At 60.5% G+C, this 15,629-nt stretch carries 16 protein-coding genes; 12 read left to right on the top strand and 4 right to left on the bottom strand.

Annotation, left to right across the window (positions count from 1 at the left end):
• The 11 genes from JFU37_RS20020 to JFU37_RS19970 all read left to right on the top strand — a co-directional run bounded on the left by JFU37_RS20020 (position 1) and on the right by JFU37_RS19970 (position 8,098).
• Positions 1 to 546: a PilN domain-containing protein gene (locus JFU37_RS20020; RefSeq protein WP_201117818.1), complete on the top strand. Its 546-nt coding sequence runs from the start codon at positions 1 to 3 to the stop codon at positions 544 to 546.
• Complete coding sequence (locus JFU37_RS20015; RefSeq protein ID WP_201117816.1) at positions 533 to 1,081, top strand: GspMb/PilO family protein; 549 nt, start codon at positions 533 to 535, stop codon at positions 1,079 to 1,081. Before JFU37_RS20020 ends, JFU37_RS20015 begins: the two co-directional genes overlap by 14 nt.
• On the top strand, positions 1,081 to 1,599 hold the full coding sequence (locus JFU37_RS20010; protein WP_201117813.1) for a hypothetical protein: 519 nt from the start codon (positions 1,081 to 1,083) through the stop codon (positions 1,597 to 1,599). The genes JFU37_RS20015 and JFU37_RS20010 overlap by 1 nt, the downstream gene beginning before the upstream one ends.
• Complete coding sequence (locus JFU37_RS20005; RefSeq protein WP_201117811.1) at positions 1,596 to 3,428, top strand: secretin N-terminal domain-containing protein; 1,833 nt, start codon at positions 1,596 to 1,598, stop codon at positions 3,426 to 3,428. Before JFU37_RS20010 ends, JFU37_RS20005 begins: the two co-directional genes overlap by 4 nt.
• Before the next feature lie 2 nt (positions 3,429 to 3,430).
• A complete protein-coding gene (locus JFU37_RS20000) occupies positions 3,431 to 3,904 on the top strand; it encodes a type II secretion system protein (RefSeq protein WP_201117809.1) in 474 nt (157 codons plus the stop codon).
• A 4-nt stretch (positions 3,905 to 3,908) separates the two neighbouring features.
• Positions 3,909 to 4,283 (top strand): type II secretion system protein, encoded by a 375-nt coding sequence (locus JFU37_RS19995; protein WP_201117807.1) that lies wholly within the window; start codon positions 3,909 to 3,911, stop codon positions 4,281 to 4,283.
• On the top strand, positions 4,258 to 4,797 hold the full coding sequence (locus JFU37_RS19990; RefSeq protein ID WP_201117805.1) for a type II secretion system protein: 540 nt from the start codon (positions 4,258 to 4,260) through the stop codon (positions 4,795 to 4,797). The genes JFU37_RS19995 and JFU37_RS19990 overlap by 26 nt, the downstream gene beginning before the upstream one ends.
• Positions 4,794 to 5,183 (top strand): curli production assembly/transport protein CsgE, encoded by a 390-nt coding sequence (csgE, locus tag JFU37_RS19985; protein WP_201117803.1) that lies wholly within the window; start codon positions 4,794 to 4,796, stop codon positions 5,181 to 5,183. Before JFU37_RS19990 ends, csgE begins: the two co-directional genes overlap by 4 nt.
• A complete protein-coding gene (locus JFU37_RS19980) occupies positions 5,180 to 5,599 on the top strand; it encodes a curli assembly protein CsgF (protein ID WP_201117799.1) in 420 nt (139 codons plus the stop codon). The genes csgE and JFU37_RS19980 overlap by 4 nt, the downstream gene beginning before the upstream one ends.
• 31 nt (positions 5,600 to 5,630) lie before the next feature.
• Positions 5,631 to 6,488 (top strand): CsgG/HfaB family protein, encoded by an 858-nt coding sequence (locus JFU37_RS19975; protein ID WP_201117797.1) that lies wholly within the window; start codon positions 5,631 to 5,633, stop codon positions 6,486 to 6,488.
• A gap of 1,280 nt (positions 6,489 to 7,768) precedes the next feature.
• Positions 7,769 to 8,098, top strand: a complete 330-nt coding sequence (locus tag JFU37_RS19970; RefSeq protein ID WP_201117794.1) for a DUF6124 family protein — start codon at positions 7,769 to 7,771, stop codon at positions 8,096 to 8,098.
• Between the two features lie 158 nt (positions 8,099 to 8,256).
• Here the strand turns inward: JFU37_RS19970 and JFU37_RS19965 are convergent, their stop codons facing one another.
• Genes JFU37_RS19965 through JFU37_RS19950 form a run of 4 tightly spaced genes read right to left on the bottom strand, consistent with a single transcriptional unit; the run spans position 8,257 to position 13,882 of the window.
• The gene (locus tag JFU37_RS19965; RefSeq protein ID WP_201117792.1) at positions 8,257 to 9,705 is read right to left on the bottom strand and encodes a curlin; all 1,449 of its coding nucleotides are present in this window, start codon (positions 9,703 to 9,705) and stop codon (positions 8,257 to 8,259) included.
• A 27-nt stretch (positions 9,706 to 9,732) separates the two neighbouring features.
• Complete coding sequence (locus JFU37_RS19960) at positions 9,733 to 10,194, bottom strand: curlin (RefSeq protein ID WP_201117790.1); 462 nt, start codon at positions 10,192 to 10,194, stop codon at positions 9,733 to 9,735.
• Positions 10,195 to 10,253: 59 nt separating this feature from the next.
• Positions 10,254 to 12,500 (bottom strand): Ig-like domain-containing protein, encoded by a 2,247-nt coding sequence (locus tag JFU37_RS19955; RefSeq protein ID WP_201117789.1) that lies wholly within the window; start codon positions 12,498 to 12,500, stop codon positions 10,254 to 10,256.
• A gap of 35 nt (positions 12,501 to 12,535) precedes the next feature.
• Positions 12,536 to 13,882 carry a hypothetical protein gene (locus JFU37_RS19950; protein ID WP_201117786.1) on the bottom strand — a complete coding sequence of 449 codons (1,347 nt, stop codon included), beginning with the start codon at positions 13,880 to 13,882 and terminating at the stop codon, positions 12,536 to 12,538.
• A 281-nt stretch (positions 13,883 to 14,163) separates the two neighbouring features.
• On the opposite strand from JFU37_RS19950, the gene JFU37_RS19945 reads away from it, so the two are divergent.
• Positions 14,164 to 15,612: a sensor histidine kinase gene (locus JFU37_RS19945; RefSeq protein WP_201117784.1), complete on the top strand. Its 1,449-nt coding sequence runs from the start codon at positions 14,164 to 14,166 to the stop codon at positions 15,610 to 15,612.
• Positions 15,613 to 15,629 lie beyond the last annotated feature (17 nt).

Raw genomic sequence — 15,629 nt, 5'->3', positions numbered from 1 at the left:
ATGCGCGCCCTGATGCTCGACTTTCAGCCACAACGCCGCTCGGGTCCCTTGGGCTGGAGCCTGCTGGCCGGTGGCCTGGCATTGACGTTGGCCTGCGTCCTGGTTCAGCAGCACGTCAGTGAGCAATCCGCGCAACAGCAAGGCCATTTGCAGACGACTCAGCGCGTACTCACTGGCGACACCAGCGGCAAGGTCAGCCTGACACCGGCGCAAATCCGCGAGCAGGCGCAGAACCTTGCTGAGATGCGCAAGGTTTCCCAGCAACTGCGTCGGCCATGGGAACGCCTGTTCGCCATGCTCGAAGCCATGCCACGTGACGACATCGCCTTGCTGACCCTGACCCCGGACGCGCGCAAAGGTCAGGTGCGGATCAGTGCCGAAGCGCGGGATCTGGAAGCAATGCTCGCGTTCCACCAGCGCCTGGAAGCCAGCGACGAGCTGTCCGATGTGTCGCTGCTGAGCCACGAAATCGTGGCCAACGTGCCGGAACACCCGGTGCAATTCAACCTGTCGGCTAGCTGGGAGATTGGCGATGCGAATCCCTAGATTGATCGTCCACGAATACCTGCAAGGGCTGGGTGTACCCGGTCTGGCAGGACTGGCACTGTTGCTGCTGGCAATGGCCTATGCCTTGGCGGGTTTGCTGCCGGACTGGCAGTCGCTGCAACAGCTCAGCCAGGACACCCGCGAGGCGACCGAATACCTGGCCAAGGTCGAAGACGGCAGCATCGCCGCCCCGGTGGTGCCGCAACGTCAGCTCGACGATTTCCGCAGCAAATTGCCGTCGCAGCCTCAGGCCACCGTGGCCATCGACAAGATCTACGCGCTGGCGGCCCAGGAACACATCACCCTGGCCCGAGGCGAATATTCCCTGGGCATCGACCCCAAGACGCATTTGGCCCGCTATCAGATTCTGCTGCCGGTACGCGGCAGCTATCCGCAACTGCGGCGCTTCCTGCATGCCTTGCTCGGCCAGTTGCCGGCAGTGGTGGTGGAGGACGTGGAGTTCCAGCGTAAAAAAATCGCCGACACCGACCTGACCGGGCGGATCCGCATGACCCTTTACCTGTCGAGGTCATGATGAAGACCAAACGCACAGTGAGTTGGGTGGCGTTCTTCGGCGTAGCCGCAGTGCTGGCCTGGGGCCCTGAATACTTCAAACAGGCAGACGAGGGTGAGGCTTCGGTGGCGGTCGTGGCCACGCCGGGCAACAGCAAAACCGTTGCTGCTCAGCCAGCGGCTGCCGCCGGAAAAAACCCCGTTGTCATCAAGGACCTCAGTCCGGCCGGCGATCTGTTCGCCGCCCGCAGCTGGAAGGCGGCGCCGGTGCTGGCCAGCGTCACTGAACAACCCGTCAACCTGAACCCGGTGGCGCAAGCCCCTAGCGTGCCGCCGATGCCTTTCCAGTTCATTGGCAAGCTGAATGACCGTACAGACCTGCAAGTGTTTTTGCAGAACGGCGAAAAAATATACGTCGTGCGCAAAGGGGATGTGATCGACGACACCTGGCGGATCGAGGGGATTTCCGATGTGGAACTCAGCTTTGTCTACCTGCCTCTGCATTTGTCTCAGACGTTGTCTGTGGGGAGCACGCAATGAACAAATCCCGTTTGCTGATGAGCCTTGTCTGCGTTTGCGTAGGGCTGGCCGCGTGCAGTTCTGCGCAGATTGCCAAGCAAGAATCCACGAGCCTGATGGAGTCGGGACAGTACGAAGCCGGCCTGGCACGCATCCAGGAAGGGCTGAAGGAAAACCCACGGGACACCGAGCTGCATCTGGCTCTGAACAGCGGCCGTGCCTATGCGGTGACGACGCTTTTGACTCAGGCCGACATGGCTCGCGTCCAGCGTGACTTTGCCTCGGCCCGCATGGCTTACGGTCGGGTGTTGACTATCGAACCGAACAACCGCCGCGCCCAGGACGCACTGCGCCAGTTAGAACACATGCGCAGCCTGGATGAAAAACTCGAATTGGCCCGTGGCGACCTGCGTCGCGGTGACATCTACGGCGCCGACCGTCAGGTGAAACAGATCCTCGAACTGGACCCGCAGAATGAAGGTGCACTGGAGCTGCAGGGCAGCATCCACCTGGTACAGAGCCGCAACGTGGTGCCTTATCCGCAACTGAAAACCCGCCTCGACCGGCCAGTGACCCTGGAATTTCGCGACGCCAACCTGAAAACCATCTTCGAAGTGCTGTCCCAGGTCGCCGGTTTGAACTTCATCTTCGACAAGGACCTGCGCCCGGACATGAAAGCCACCATCTTCGTGCGCGATGTACGCATCGAAGACGCCGTGCAATTGCTGCTGCAACAGAACCAGCTGCATCAGAAAGTGGTGAACGAAAACACCTTGCTGATCTACCCCGACTCGCCGCAGAAGCTCAAGGATTATCAAGAGCTGGTGATGCGCACGTTCTACCTGACCAGCATCGATGCCAACACCGCGCTGAACATGGTCAAGACCATGCTCAAGACCCGGGACGTGTTTGTCGATGAGCGCCTCAACACCTTGACCATGCGTGACACTGAAGACGCCGTGCGCATGGCCGAAAAACTTCTGCAATCCCAGGATCAGTCCAACCCTGAAGTGGTGCTGGAAGTGGAGGTGATGGAAGTCGCCACGCAACGGATTCTCGACCTCGGCCTGCAATGGCCGAACACCTTTGGCGTGGTCAACAGCGACGGTTCACCGGTGTCGATCCTCGATCAACTGAAAGGCATCGACTCCAGCCGGATCACTATCTCGCCTTCGCCGCAGGCCAAGATCAACGCCCAGGACAACGACATCAACACCCTGGCCAGCCCGGTGATTCGCGTCAGCAACCGCGAACAGGCACGCATCCACATTGGTCAGCGTGTGCCGATCATCAGCGCCACCTCGGTGCCGTCGACCCAAGGCCCGGTCATCACCGAAAGCGTCACTTATCTCGACGTCGGCCTGAAGCTGGAAGTGCAGCCAACCGTGCACTTGAACAACGAAGTCGCGATCAAGATCGCGCTGGAAGTCAGTAACGCCACTCCACTGGAACCGACCCGCCAAGGCACGATTCCGGTGCAGGTCGACACCCGCAACGCCCAGACCACCCTGCGCCTGCATGACGGCGAAACCCAGATCCTGGCGGGCCTGATGCGTAACGATCATGGGGCTACCGGCAACAAAATCCCCGGACTTGGCGACATTCCTTGGCTGGGCCGGTTGTTTGGCAGCAACAAGGACAACGTCAGCAAATCGGAACTGGTGCTGTCGATCACGCCACGGATCGTGCGCAACCTGCCGTATCAAAGTCCGTCGGACATGGAATTCACGACCGGCACCGAAACCAGCATGCACATCCAGGCGCCTGACCGCTCGATGGACGAGGCGATTCCCAGCGAGACCATGAGCACGCCGGTTGCATCCACCCATGCTGTCGCCGAGAAGCCTTGATCATGAATGCCTCGCAACGCGGTTTTACCTTGATCGAAGTCGTGGTGACGCTGGCCCTGATCGGCCTGCTGGCCGGCATGGCCGCGCCGCTGACCGAGACTGTGGTGCGCCGGGGTAAAGAGCAGGATCTGCGCACGGCGCTGTACCAGATTCGCGATGCCATCGACGCTTACAAACGCGCCTTCGATGCGGGCTATATCGAGAAGTCGCTGAACAGCAGCGGCTATCCGCCCAACCTGACAGTGCTGGTGGAAGGCGTGCGCGATGTGCGCAGCGCCAAGGGCGCCAAGTTTTACTTCCTGCGGCGCGTGCCCCATGACCCGTTGGCAGCAGTCAAGCGTGACGACGAAGGCGGCTGGGGCCTGCGCGCCTATGACAGCACGGCTCAAAACCCACGGGAGGGCGAGGACGTCTTTGACGTGTACTCCAAGGCCCGGGGCAAGGGACTTAACGGAATCAGCTACCGCGAGTGGTGAGCCTATGCGTCGGCAGAAGGGTTTTACCTTGTTGGAATTGATGGTGGTCATGGCAATCATCGCGACTCTGATGACCATTGCCTTGCCCCGGTACTTCAACAGCCTCGAGGCCTCGAAAGAGACCACTTTGCGCCAAAGCCTGTCGGCGATGCGCGAAGCCCTGGATCACTACTACGGCGACACCGGGCGTTATCCCGATTCCGTCGAGCAACTGGTCGAGCAGCGTTACCTGCGCAACGCGCCGATGGACCCGATTGCCGAGCGCAAAGACACCTGGGTCATGGTCGCGCCACCTGACGGCGTGGCGGGCGGGGTGGCCGATATCAAAAGTGGTGCCACAGGGAGGGCGCGTGATGGCAGCCTTTATTCCGAGTGGTAAGCCTTCGAACGAGGCCGGTTTCACCTACCTGGGCGTGCTGTTTCTGATCATGGTCATGGGCATGGGCCTGGCCAGTGCCGGCGAGTTGTGGGCGACCGCGTCACGCCGTGATCGTGAACGCCAGTTGCTCTGGGTCGGCACTCAATACGCCCAGGCACTGCGCAGCTATTACCGCAGCTCGCCAGGCCTGGCCCAGTACCCGAAAGCGCTGGAAGACTTGTTGCAGGACGAGCGTTTTCCGACCCCCAAACATCACCTGCGCCAGCTGTACCCGGACCCGATCAGTGGCGGCGAATGGACGCTGATGCGCGGCTTCGACGGACGTATCACCGGCCTCAGCAGCCCCTCCACGGACAAACCCCTCAAGCAGGTGGATTTTCCCAGTCAGTGGTCCGACTTCACCGGCATGGCGAGTTACAAGGACTGGCAGTTCGTGGCTGAAAAGGCCTTCCTCGAGGGCGGGGCCGGGCCGGCAAAAGTCCAGAGCAAAACACCTCAGGCGTTGCAGCCATGAACCGATTCTGCTTGGCCTTGATCCTGTTATTGACGACCTCCATCGCCACGGCCGGGGAAGAGGACGAGATGCTGGGCTTCATCGTCGACGACACGATCTCGCACATTGGCCACGACTTTTACTACGCGTTCAGCGAACGCCTGCGCGCCACCAGCCCGATGGATTTCAACCTGGTGGTGCGTGAACGCCCTTCGGCACGCTGGGGCAGCCTGGTGACCGTGGAATTTCAGCAGCGACTGGTTTATCGGCGCTTCCTGCCGCCGAACACCGTGGAGTTGAAGGATGAGGCCTATGAGGCTGCCGATCTGGTCCGTATGGAGATCGTGCGGCGCAAGCTCGAAACCTTGTTGCAGGACACCACCGACCTTGAGAGGGACGAACTATGAACATGAGAGCTTTCTCGCAGCGCACGGGCATGTGGTTGCTCGGGGTCGCCAGTTGCAGCCTGGTGCAGGCCACGGAGCTGGTTTATACGCCCATCAACCCGTCGTTCGGTGGCAACCCGTTGAACGGGACCTGGCTGCTCAACAATGCCCAGGCGCAGAACGACTTCGACGATCCTGATTTGAAAGACCGCGCCACCGTAGCGGGGACTTCAGCCCTCGAGCGTTTCAGCAGTCAGCTGCAATCGAGGTTGCTGGGGCAGTTGCTGGACAACATCTCGACCGGCAATACCGGGAGCCTGTCCACCGACGCCTTTATCGTCAACGTCATCGACGACTCGGGTGCGCTGTCGATCGAAGTGACCGACCGGGCGAGCGGTGAAGTGTCGGAAATCAAGGTGAATGGCCTCGCCCCTTGACGGGGAATTGGGTCAATGGGGAGTGATGGACATGAAAAAAATAATGGTGCTAGGGATGCTGTTGGCAGCGTTGCAAGGCTGCAGTCTGCGCGAGCCGATGTCGGCCGAGCAAGACACCGAAACCCCGACCCTGACCCCCAGGGCCTCGACCTACTACGACTTGCTCAACATGCCACGACCCAAGGGCCGGTTGATGGCGGTGGTGTATGGCTTCCGGGATCAGACCGGGCAATACAAGCCGACCCCGGCCAGCTCGTTTTCCACCAGCGTGACCCAGGGTGCGGCGAGCATGTTGATGGATGCGTTGCAGGCCAGTGGCTGGTTTGTGGTGCTGGAGCGTGAAGGGCTGCAGAACTTGCTGACTGAACGCAAGATCATTCGTGCCTCGCAAAAGAAACCGAACACCCCGGTGAACATCCTGGCTGAGTTGCCACCGCTGCAAGCGGCGAACATGATGCTGGAGGGCGGGATCATTGCGTATGACACTAACGTGCGCAGCGGTGGGGAAGGGGCGCGTTATCTGGGTATCGATATTTCCCGGGAGTATCGCGTCGATCAGGTGACGGTGAACCTGCGGGCGGTGGATGTGCGCAGTGGTCAGGTGTTGGCGAATGTGATGACCAGCAAGACGATTTATTCCGTGGGCCGCAGTGCCGGGGTGTTCAAGTTTATTGAGTTCAAGAAGTTGCTGGAGGCTGAGGTCGGGTACACCACGAACGAGCCGGCGCAGTTGTGTGTGTTGTCGGCGATCGAGTCGGCGGTGGGGCACCTTTTGGCCCAAGGGATTGAGCGGCGTTTATGGCAGGTGGCGGGGGATAATTCGGTGCCGCAGAATGAGACGCTGGATCGGTACCTGACTCAGAACAAGGTTGATCCTGAGAGCGAGTGAACCGAGGCGGCCTCCGGGCCGACCTGCTGTTGATCTTGACCTTGGCGGCCCCGATCCTCTGTAGGAGCTGCCGAAGGCTGCGATCTTTTGACCTTGATCTTGGCGGCCTGACAGCCGACCTGTTCTTGCGGATGTGCCCGGAACCATTGTGGGAGCTGGCTTGCCTGCGATGGCGGCCTGACAGCCGACCAGTCTCTTTCAGGTGTACATATCCATTCCTGCGGCAACGTCTGCTTAAGGTTTCGCCCTTACGGCGACTCACTTTTTTTACAAGCGCCTAAAAAAAGTAAGCAAAAAAACGCTCGCCCCAGCGTCCGGCCCCTCGCTAAGGCTCGGGGTACCCTCGCTCCGGTCCTGCTCCGTGGGCCCGCCGCCATCGGCCATCCATGGCCGGGGGCGGCTAGCCCGGCATCCATGCCGGGCTGCCCACTGCGCAGAACCTCCACTCGGCCTCCCGAAGGGGCGGGCAGATCAAAAGCTGCAGGCGAGCTAACGCTCGGCCTGTTGAGTGGTGAGAAGCAACGCGTGTACGTCGATTTGTTTTTGCTTTTCTGTGGGAGTGAGCCTGCTCGCGAAGGCGGCCTGAAAGCCGACCAATCTCTTGCAGGTGTACTTGATCCAACTGTAGGAGCTGCCGAAGGCTGCGATCTTTTGATCTTGATCTTGATCTTGATCTTGATCTTGATCTTGATCTTGGCGGCCTGAAAGCCGACCAATCTCTTGCAGGTGTACTCAATCCTTGTGGGAGCCGGGCTTTCCCGCGATGGCGGTCTGACAGCCGACCAATCTCCTGCAGATGGCGCCCAATTCCCTGTGGGAGCGAGCCTGCTCGCGATTGCGGTGTGCCATTCAGCATTGATGTTGGCTGACACTCCGCCTTCGCGAGCAGGCTCGCTCCCACAGGGAATGTGTGCTTATTCAAGGGTGTGTTTAAGAGTGTTTAGCGTTACTTGATGAAAGCTACAGATCCTTGCGCCGTTGCCTACAACTACGCCAGAATCCGCCGGCTTGTGCGTCTTGTCCCTGGTCTCTATCGTCTGTGCATCGCTGCCAATTCAGCGGTCGGGTTTAGCGATCCGAACCATACATAGGTGCCACAACGCCCCAGCCTCAAGTGCAGCCTTTTGTGTCTGCAATTTTGTGTCATGGCGGCTGTGCGTGGGAGACCTTCGGGTCTACCCGGGTTTCCTATGCCCCGGATCGCTAACCTGCGCACAGCTGCCACCCTTACTTGTTTAGCGATAGGTCATGGTGGTTCAAGTTTTCATAGGAGACTTTCCATGCCCAAACCCACTCCCAATCCTCCCAAATCAGCAACCGAAACCACGAGCGCAAGCTATTCCCGCGACCTCCACCTAAAACCCGCCATCCTCAAATCCTCCGCCCCCCACAAACCCAGCACCATGTTCTTCATCACCCCGAACATCGATACCGAAAGCCTGCTGGCTCACGCCTGTGAATCCCTAGCTTCCGCAAGTGTCATGGCCAGTGATTTCGCGACGTTTCTGGACGGACCACAGCGCAGCACGCTATTGGGTATCCAGCAGATCATCATGCTGGCCGACCTGGCCGTAAACCGGGCACTGGATAACCTCGATCCGCAAGACTAAACACCGCCTCTGTAGGAGCTGCCGCAGGCTGCGATCTTTTGATCTTCAGAAGTCGCGCCTAAAGAAAGATCAAAAGATCGCAGCCTGCGGCAGCTCCTACAGAGGCGATAAAAAACCGCGACCCTTCCTCAAGGGCCGCGGTTTTTTATGCCGCGCGATTACTGCTGCAACACCGTCGCACTGTTAGCCGAACCAAACTGCTGCACATTTGCCGTCTGCGTCACGCCACTCTGATCGACACTGGCAATGTTCCCGGTACCACCCTGGGTCACATACGCCACGTTCATCGTGTCAGCCTGTTTGACGGTGATCATGTTGTCGCGGCCATACAGCTGGTTGGTGTAGGCCTCGTTGCCGGTGCCGGACTGGATGAATTCAGTGCTGTTGCCCGAACCGCTAGTAGAGCCCTGAGCCAGGTTGGCGGTGCCGCGCTGGTCGGCGATGAGGATGTTGTCGCTGCCGTTCTGGTCGAAGTACAGCTCGTTGTAGGAATCGGCCTGCTTGACCGTGGTTTTGTTGCCAGTGCCGGTCTGGTTAGCGGTCATGATGTGGCCGACGCCGTCCTGGGTGAAGTTGGCAACGTTGCCGTTGCCATTCTGGTTAACGGTGGCGCGTTGGTTGGTGCCGAATTGGCCGCCTTTTTGCGGGCCTTTCCAGTTGCTGGCGTAGACCTTGTTGTCGTTACCCACGGAGGTGGCGTTCAGCACATGGCTGTCGCCGGTCTGGTAGGTGAAGTGCACGTTGTTGGTGCCCTGTTGGTACAACGCCAGGGTCGAGCCGACGGATTCGAACTGGTCGGCATAAATCGCATTGAGGTCGCCCACTTGCAGGATCTGGGCGGCGTTGTTTTCGCCGAAGCTCTGGTCGACCACGGTTTCGTTGGTCTGGCCGTACTGGTTGATGGTCGCCTGACTGGCAACCTGGGAGTCTTGCCAGACTTCCGTGCCGTTGAGATCGCCATACTGATGGATGGTCAGGGTATTGCCTTCACCGTCGCGCTGGTCGCCATAGGCATAGTTGCCTTCGCCCGACTGGTTGATGCCGATCTGTCCGCCGGTATGGGACACCTGCTCGGCGGTGCCGTAGTTGGTATTGCCGTACTGGGTGACCGTCGCGTTATTGCTGACACCCACTTGGGTCTGTTCAATGTTGGCTTCGTTGTTGTCTCCGAACTGGAAGGTTGTACCGGTGGTGCCGTCCTGACTGTCCTGATAGACAAACGAGAAGTTGCCGCTGCCTTGCTGTTGTTGCAATACCTCGCTACTGGCCAACCCGATCGACTGGCTGGCATGGCTGACGTTCAGGCTGCCGCTCTGTTGCTGGGTGATGGTGCTGCCGTCTTCGTACAGCTGCTCGGCATAGCCGGCGTTGTAATCACCGACCTGATCCTGGGTTATGGTGCTGGTGGCGTGGTCTTGTAGTGTCGCCGCATCGTTACCCTGACCGAGTTGTTGCTGAGTGGCGGTACTGAACGGGGCCGCCATCTGTTTCACATTGGCGATGTTGGACGTGCCGAGCTGGTCTTGTGTGGAAACGCTGTCGGCGGCCATGGTTTGGGCACTGACAATGACCAGGATGGCGGCGGTAAGGGGCGTCAGTTTGAACATGATGAAACCTCCAGGTGGTGCAGTGCTTTAGCGATATTGTTTGACCGAGACGCTCATGCCGTTTCCGGACTGGGTCACGGCGCTTGAAAGCCCCGTGCCGGCCTGGTCGATGCTGGCGTCGTTGTTATTGCCGTTCTGGGAAATCTGTGCGCGGTTGTGGCTGCCGGTCTGGGTGATCGACGCATCGTTGCCCGAACCTTGCTGAGTGATCATTGCCATCAGGTCGCTGCCTTGTTGCAGGATGTAGGCTTCCTGATTGCTCCCCGACTGGACGATGGTGCCGAGCAGCGACTGGCCGTTCTGTTGCAACAGTGCAACGTTGGCCTGGCCGTTCTGGTCGATCAGCGCGTGCTGGCCAATCGGCGGTGGCATCTCCCCGAGATCGCCGCCGGGACCCAGGTCGTCGTTTTCCATCAAATCGTCGGCGCGCACGCCTGCGCTGCTGCAGAGCAGAAGCAGGCAGAGCAGGGCGGCGGTGGACGTTTTCATGGCGTTGTCCTTTGGATTAAGACCTGCCCCATCAACCACGTGGTCGATGGGGCGAGGACTCAGTTCGAGATCACCGACACGGTACGCACGGTGCCTTGGGACGAGGTGATGGTGGCGGTCGGGTTCACCGACGGGATCACCGTGGTGATGTTGTTCACTGTCAGCCGCCAGCGACCGGTCACCGGCACCGTGGTGGTGCCCAGGGTTTGCAGCCCGGTCGGGGTGCTGACCTGGATGGTGATGGTGTTGCCGGTGGTCACCGATGAGGTGCCTGCAAAGTCCCAGGTGAAGCGGTTGTTGGAGCGAGCCGACACCGTGGCCGTGGTCACCGTGAAGGTTTCCGGAGCAGGTTTTGGCGAGACTTGCACCGTGACCGTGGCCGGCGCGATCGACAGGGCGCCGAAGCTGTCCCGGGCGATGTAGGTGAAGGTCGTGGTGAAGGCCGTGGTGACCGTGGCCGGTGGGGTGTAGGTGATCACCGTGCCGTTGCTGCTGACGGTGCCGCGACCTGCCGGTGGTTGGGTGACGCTGGCGACGGCCAGCGGCACGTTGCCTTCCGGATCGGTGTCGTTGGCCAGTACGTTGATGGGTATCGCCACGCCCAGGGTCGCGACGCTGTCGGCAACGGCTACCGGCGGTTGGTTAGGCGCAACGGTGATGGTCACGGTCGCCGGAGCGGTCGAGGCCAGGCCTTTGACGTCTTGAGCCTTGTAGGTGAAGGTCGTGGTCAGTGGTGCATTGACCACGGCTGGCGGGGTGTAGACGACCGATGCTATCCCGTTCAATACCACGGTACCCTGGCCCGCCGCCGGTTGGGTCAGCGCCGTGATGCTCAGCGGCGTGTTGCCGTCGGGGTCATGGTCGTTGGCCAACAGATTGAGGGTGATCGGCACGCCGAAGCTGGTGCTGCCGGTGTCGGCCGCGGCGATCGGCGCCTGGTTCTCGCCGGTATCCGGTGCGGTTCCGACCACGACGACAGGCTCGGTGTCACTGCCGCCCGCGGCGGATTTGACCGTGACGGTCGCCGGTGGCTGTGGCAGGTCGGCGATGGTCAGTTTTTGCAGGGTGCCGGACTTCGACAGGCGTCCATAACCCTGAGCGACCATGTCCGGCACGACCACTTCATCGGTGGAGGTGGCCTCGATCAGCAGGCTGTGATTGCTGTAGCTGTAACGAGCAGTCTGGATTTTCACCACGTCGGTGAGTTTGCTCGACACCGACGTAGGCCGGGTGCTGCCGGTCGGGTTGGTGGCGGTCAGCACCACGACCGCAGGCACGTTGCCGGTGATCAGGTGATTGCCGAAGAACAAGCCATTGTTGTCGCCGACCATGTTGGTCTGGCATGGCGTAGGCGGTGGGCCGGGCACGAGGGCGACGGTTTCGCGAAAGCACAGGGTCGAGCCGCTGTCCGCTTTGCCGAAGACTTCGACCCGGGTGGCGCTGCCAGTGCCAGAGGTGGTGCGGCGGTAGGTTGCACGGCTAACGTCCACATGGGTTTGCGCACGATTGTCGAAGACTTTGCCGGCCAGTGTGAACAGGCTGGTCTCGATCGTCCCGGCCGGGCCCTGGATGCGTACAAAGTTGGTGTTATTGGGGCTGCCGGTGACTTGTTCGGTGAGGTTCGGGTCGCCGACGAAGGTTTCGATCGAGCCGGTGTCCGGGTTCACTTCGGTGTAGGGGCCGTTGACGCTGCGCAGGAAGGGCCCGATGGCACCGTTCAATGCTCCGCTGAAATTCCCCAACGCACCGATGCCGATATCTTTGGTGATGTTGATTGCCCGGCGACCGGGGGTGGTGACATTGACCGTTTCCACACCATAAGGGTGAGTAACGGTGTAGGTCCCGGCGACGGGCACGTTTATCCGCATACGAATCCGCGCAAAACTGATCTGATCGCCATCAACCGGATTTCCGCCGGCAAAAGCTGCTTCTATCCCGGCCACGTAGGCGTCCATACCGTAGCCGGCGGCGTTGTTGGGAATGTTGGTCTCGGCGAGGAACCAGAAGGCTTCGTCTGGCCAGTTATCCGGGAACACCATCGGCAGGGTGTCGTCGAAAATGCCCGGCGTCGGCAGCAGGGTGCACATGTAGGCCGGTGGCACGGTCGCTGGCACCCGCGAACTGGCGGCCCGGGACTGGCACAGTTCCATCGACAGCAGATTGTTGTCCTGATACCACATGGGGAATTTCCCCGTGGCAAAGGTGTAAGGGCCGGGGTCGACGGCGGCGAGTTGCGCGAATGCGCTGCCGGACAGCGATAGAGTCAGTCCCAAGGCGTTGAGCGCCAGGCGTGGCCAATTGTTCATGATGCCTCCTGATGAGGATCTGGGCATGTGAGCGTTCATTGCACGATGACCACTTCTTCGGTATCGCTGCCGCCATTGGATGACGTCACCCGAACCTTGGCCGGTGGAATGGGCGAGATCCCGGTGGACAGGGATTTCACCGCGCCGTCGCCACTGAGGGCGCCAATGGCCGTACCGGTGCCAGAGGTGGCGGTGAGGACGGGCGGCGAGGTTTCGTCGCTGGTCGAGGCCACTACCGTGATTTGCCCGGTGCTCAGGCTGAACTCGGCTCGCTGGATCACCACCAGATCGGTCAATGGCATGGACAGGGTGGTTGGGGTGCTGCCGGGGATGGCGAGATGGTTGTCGGCGGTCACCTGCAAGGTGCTCGGCAACGACGGGTTGGCTGAAGACTGTGCGTACCAGTTACCAGTAGTGTCGGCCTCGGTCAGGTTCAGCACCGGGTTATTGCTGTCCAGGGTGACTTTGGCCGGTGGAGGCGGTGCCATGACGAAGACGTCTTGCTGGGCAATCGGTGCGCTTGCACCAGCTTTACGTGAGTAGGTGCTGCGTTGAGTGATCAACGGTGTCGGCCGGATCACGGTCGACAATTTGCCGGAGAGGGCCATCACCGTGGTGCGTAAATCCAGCCCGTTAGGCCCTTCGATGCGAATGAAGTTGGTGTTGAAAGGGCTGCCGGTGAAGGCTTCTGAAAGGTTTGGATCGCCAACGAATTGGTCGGCCTGACCGGTGACCGGATTGGTCTCGGTGTAGGGGCCGTTGACGCTGCGCAGGAACGGCCCTATATCGCCTTTGAGGGCTCCGTCGTAGGTTTTCGGCGCGCCAATGCCGATGTCCCGGGTCATGTTTATTGCCCGTCGCCCGGGGGTGTCGACGTTGAAGACATCGACGCCGTAGGGGTGGGTAATGACGTAGGTGCCGGCGGTGGGGACATCGACACGAATACGGATACGGGCGAAGCTGATCTGGTCGCCCTCAACCGGGTCGCCGCCACTGAAGGCGGCTTCAACGGCGCTGACATAGGTGAGGTCGATGCCTCGGGCGGCGTCGACGATTGTGCCGTCACCGGTGAACCAGAAGGCTTCGTCGGGGAAGTTGGTCGGGAAAACCACCGGTTTCGTATCGTCGAAGATCCCGGGCGCCGGCAGCAAATTGCACATGTACGTCGGTGCGCCCGGTGCGCTCGGCACGCGTGAACTGACGGCCTTGGACAGGCACAGGTCGAGGGTTCTGCCATGGGTGTCTTGATACCAGGCGGCGAACGAACCATTGGCCGGCAGGTAGGGACCGGGATCGACGGCAAACAATGCCGCCTGTGCGACGCTTTGGGCCAGAGCGGTCACGACCAGCAGGGTCGCGGTTTTGGACAGTAAAGGGTGCATGAGTTAATCCCTCTATCGGAGAACCTGTCCCGTGGGGATGGGTCAGTTGAGAGGGGTTCGGCAACTTCCATACCAACCGGCGAAAACCGCCGTGTGAGGCCCGAGACCAGGCGTTTTGCGCATAAATCGGTGGCTGACCGCCGGCCAAAGGAACGGGCGCCATTCCCCAGCATTGGGGGGAGATGGGGGTAACCGGGGCGGTGGGGGAACAAAACCCAAATACGGGCAAGCAGCCATTAGTGGGCTATAACCCATTAGGGGAAACGTCGGGAATACCGCCCATGGACATGCCTGTACAAACACTCCGGTCCGAGCAGGGCGATATACGCCTGAGCTCGCGAAAACAGCCGTTCAATCTGCTGCGCTGGTTTTCGCTCATCAGCATGGCGGTGATCGGTACCGTGGCCGTGGCGTTGGGGGCGGTGTCCACACGTTTTGTGATTACCGAGAGCGTGCAGCGCGATGCGCTGTTGACGTCCCAGTTTATCCAGGCGATTGCCTCGGCCGAGGTTCGCCATGTGTCGATCCCTAACGTGCGAACCATGGGCGAGCTGCTCGACCCACGCAAAGACAAGGACTTCCCCGACGTCGACCCGATGGCACGGGCCAGTGCCCGGGGCGAATTCCTCGACCATATCGCGCACTTGCCGGACGTGATCCTCGCCAATGTCTATGCGCCCGACCGCATGGTGATCTGGTCGACCAACCCGTCATTGATGGGCACCACGATTCACGCCGACGAAGACCTGGACCACGCCTTCGAATTCAAGACTCCGGTGTCGGCCAGTTATCACAACGTCGACAAGGCGCGGATGGAGCAGAAATTCGTGATCCCCCCGGATTACATCTTCATTGAAAACTACATTCCGCTGTTCGATGCCGATGGCCGCACTGTCACGGCGATGGTCGAGATCTACAAGGAACCCAAGGACCTGATCGACCGCATGGAACGCGGTCTGGTGCTGATCTGGCTGGCCACGGCCCTGGGCGGCGGGCTGATTTATCTGGGGCTCTACTGGATCGTGCGGCGGGCGGCTATTTTGCTGGCGACGCAACAAAAGCAGCTGATCACCAACCAAACCTTCGTGGCCCTGGGCGAGATGTCGTCGGCGGTGGCCCACAGTTTGCGTAATCCGTTGGCGACGATCCGCTCCAGCGCCGAACTGGCCCTGGAGTTCGACAGCGGTCCGGCCCACAAGAACATCACTGACATCATCGGCCAGGTTGATCGCATGTCGAAGTGGGTGAGGGAGCTGCTGCAATCCTTGCGCCCGCTTAATGACGAGGCCGAGCCGGTCAACCTGGTGGCGGCGTTGCATGACAGCCTGATGGCTTTCGCGCCGCAGTTCACCAAGGCTCGCGTCCAGGTGGTGTTCAATCCCGTGCAGACACCCATGATCCTGAGCCAGCATGTGCAGCTGACGCAGATCCTCAACAGCCTGCTGGCCAATGCGGTGGAAGCCATGGACAACGGCGGCACACTGACGATAACGCTGGAGTCGACCGATGCCCAAGGTGTCCGTGTCGAGTTGAAAGACACCGGCAAAGGCATGACCGAAGAACAACGCAGTATGGCCTTCCGGCCGTTCTTTACCACCAAGCAGGGCGGGCTCGGTGTCGGGCTGGTGCTGGTCAAGCGAATCATGGAGCGATTTGGCGGTTCAGTGACCCTGGGCAGCCGTGAAGGCGATGGCACTTCTGTCCGTCTGTCGTTCAAACGGGTTCCCTGAACATGGGTGTGAACTTT

Source organism: Pseudomonas sp. TH41 (assembly GCF_016650695.1).
Taxonomy (GTDB): Bacteria; Pseudomonadota; Gammaproteobacteria; order Pseudomonadales; family Pseudomonadaceae; genus Aquipseudomonas.
The sequence above is the reverse complement of the archived record's forward strand: the minus strand, read 5'-3'. Positions and strand labels throughout refer to the sequence as shown.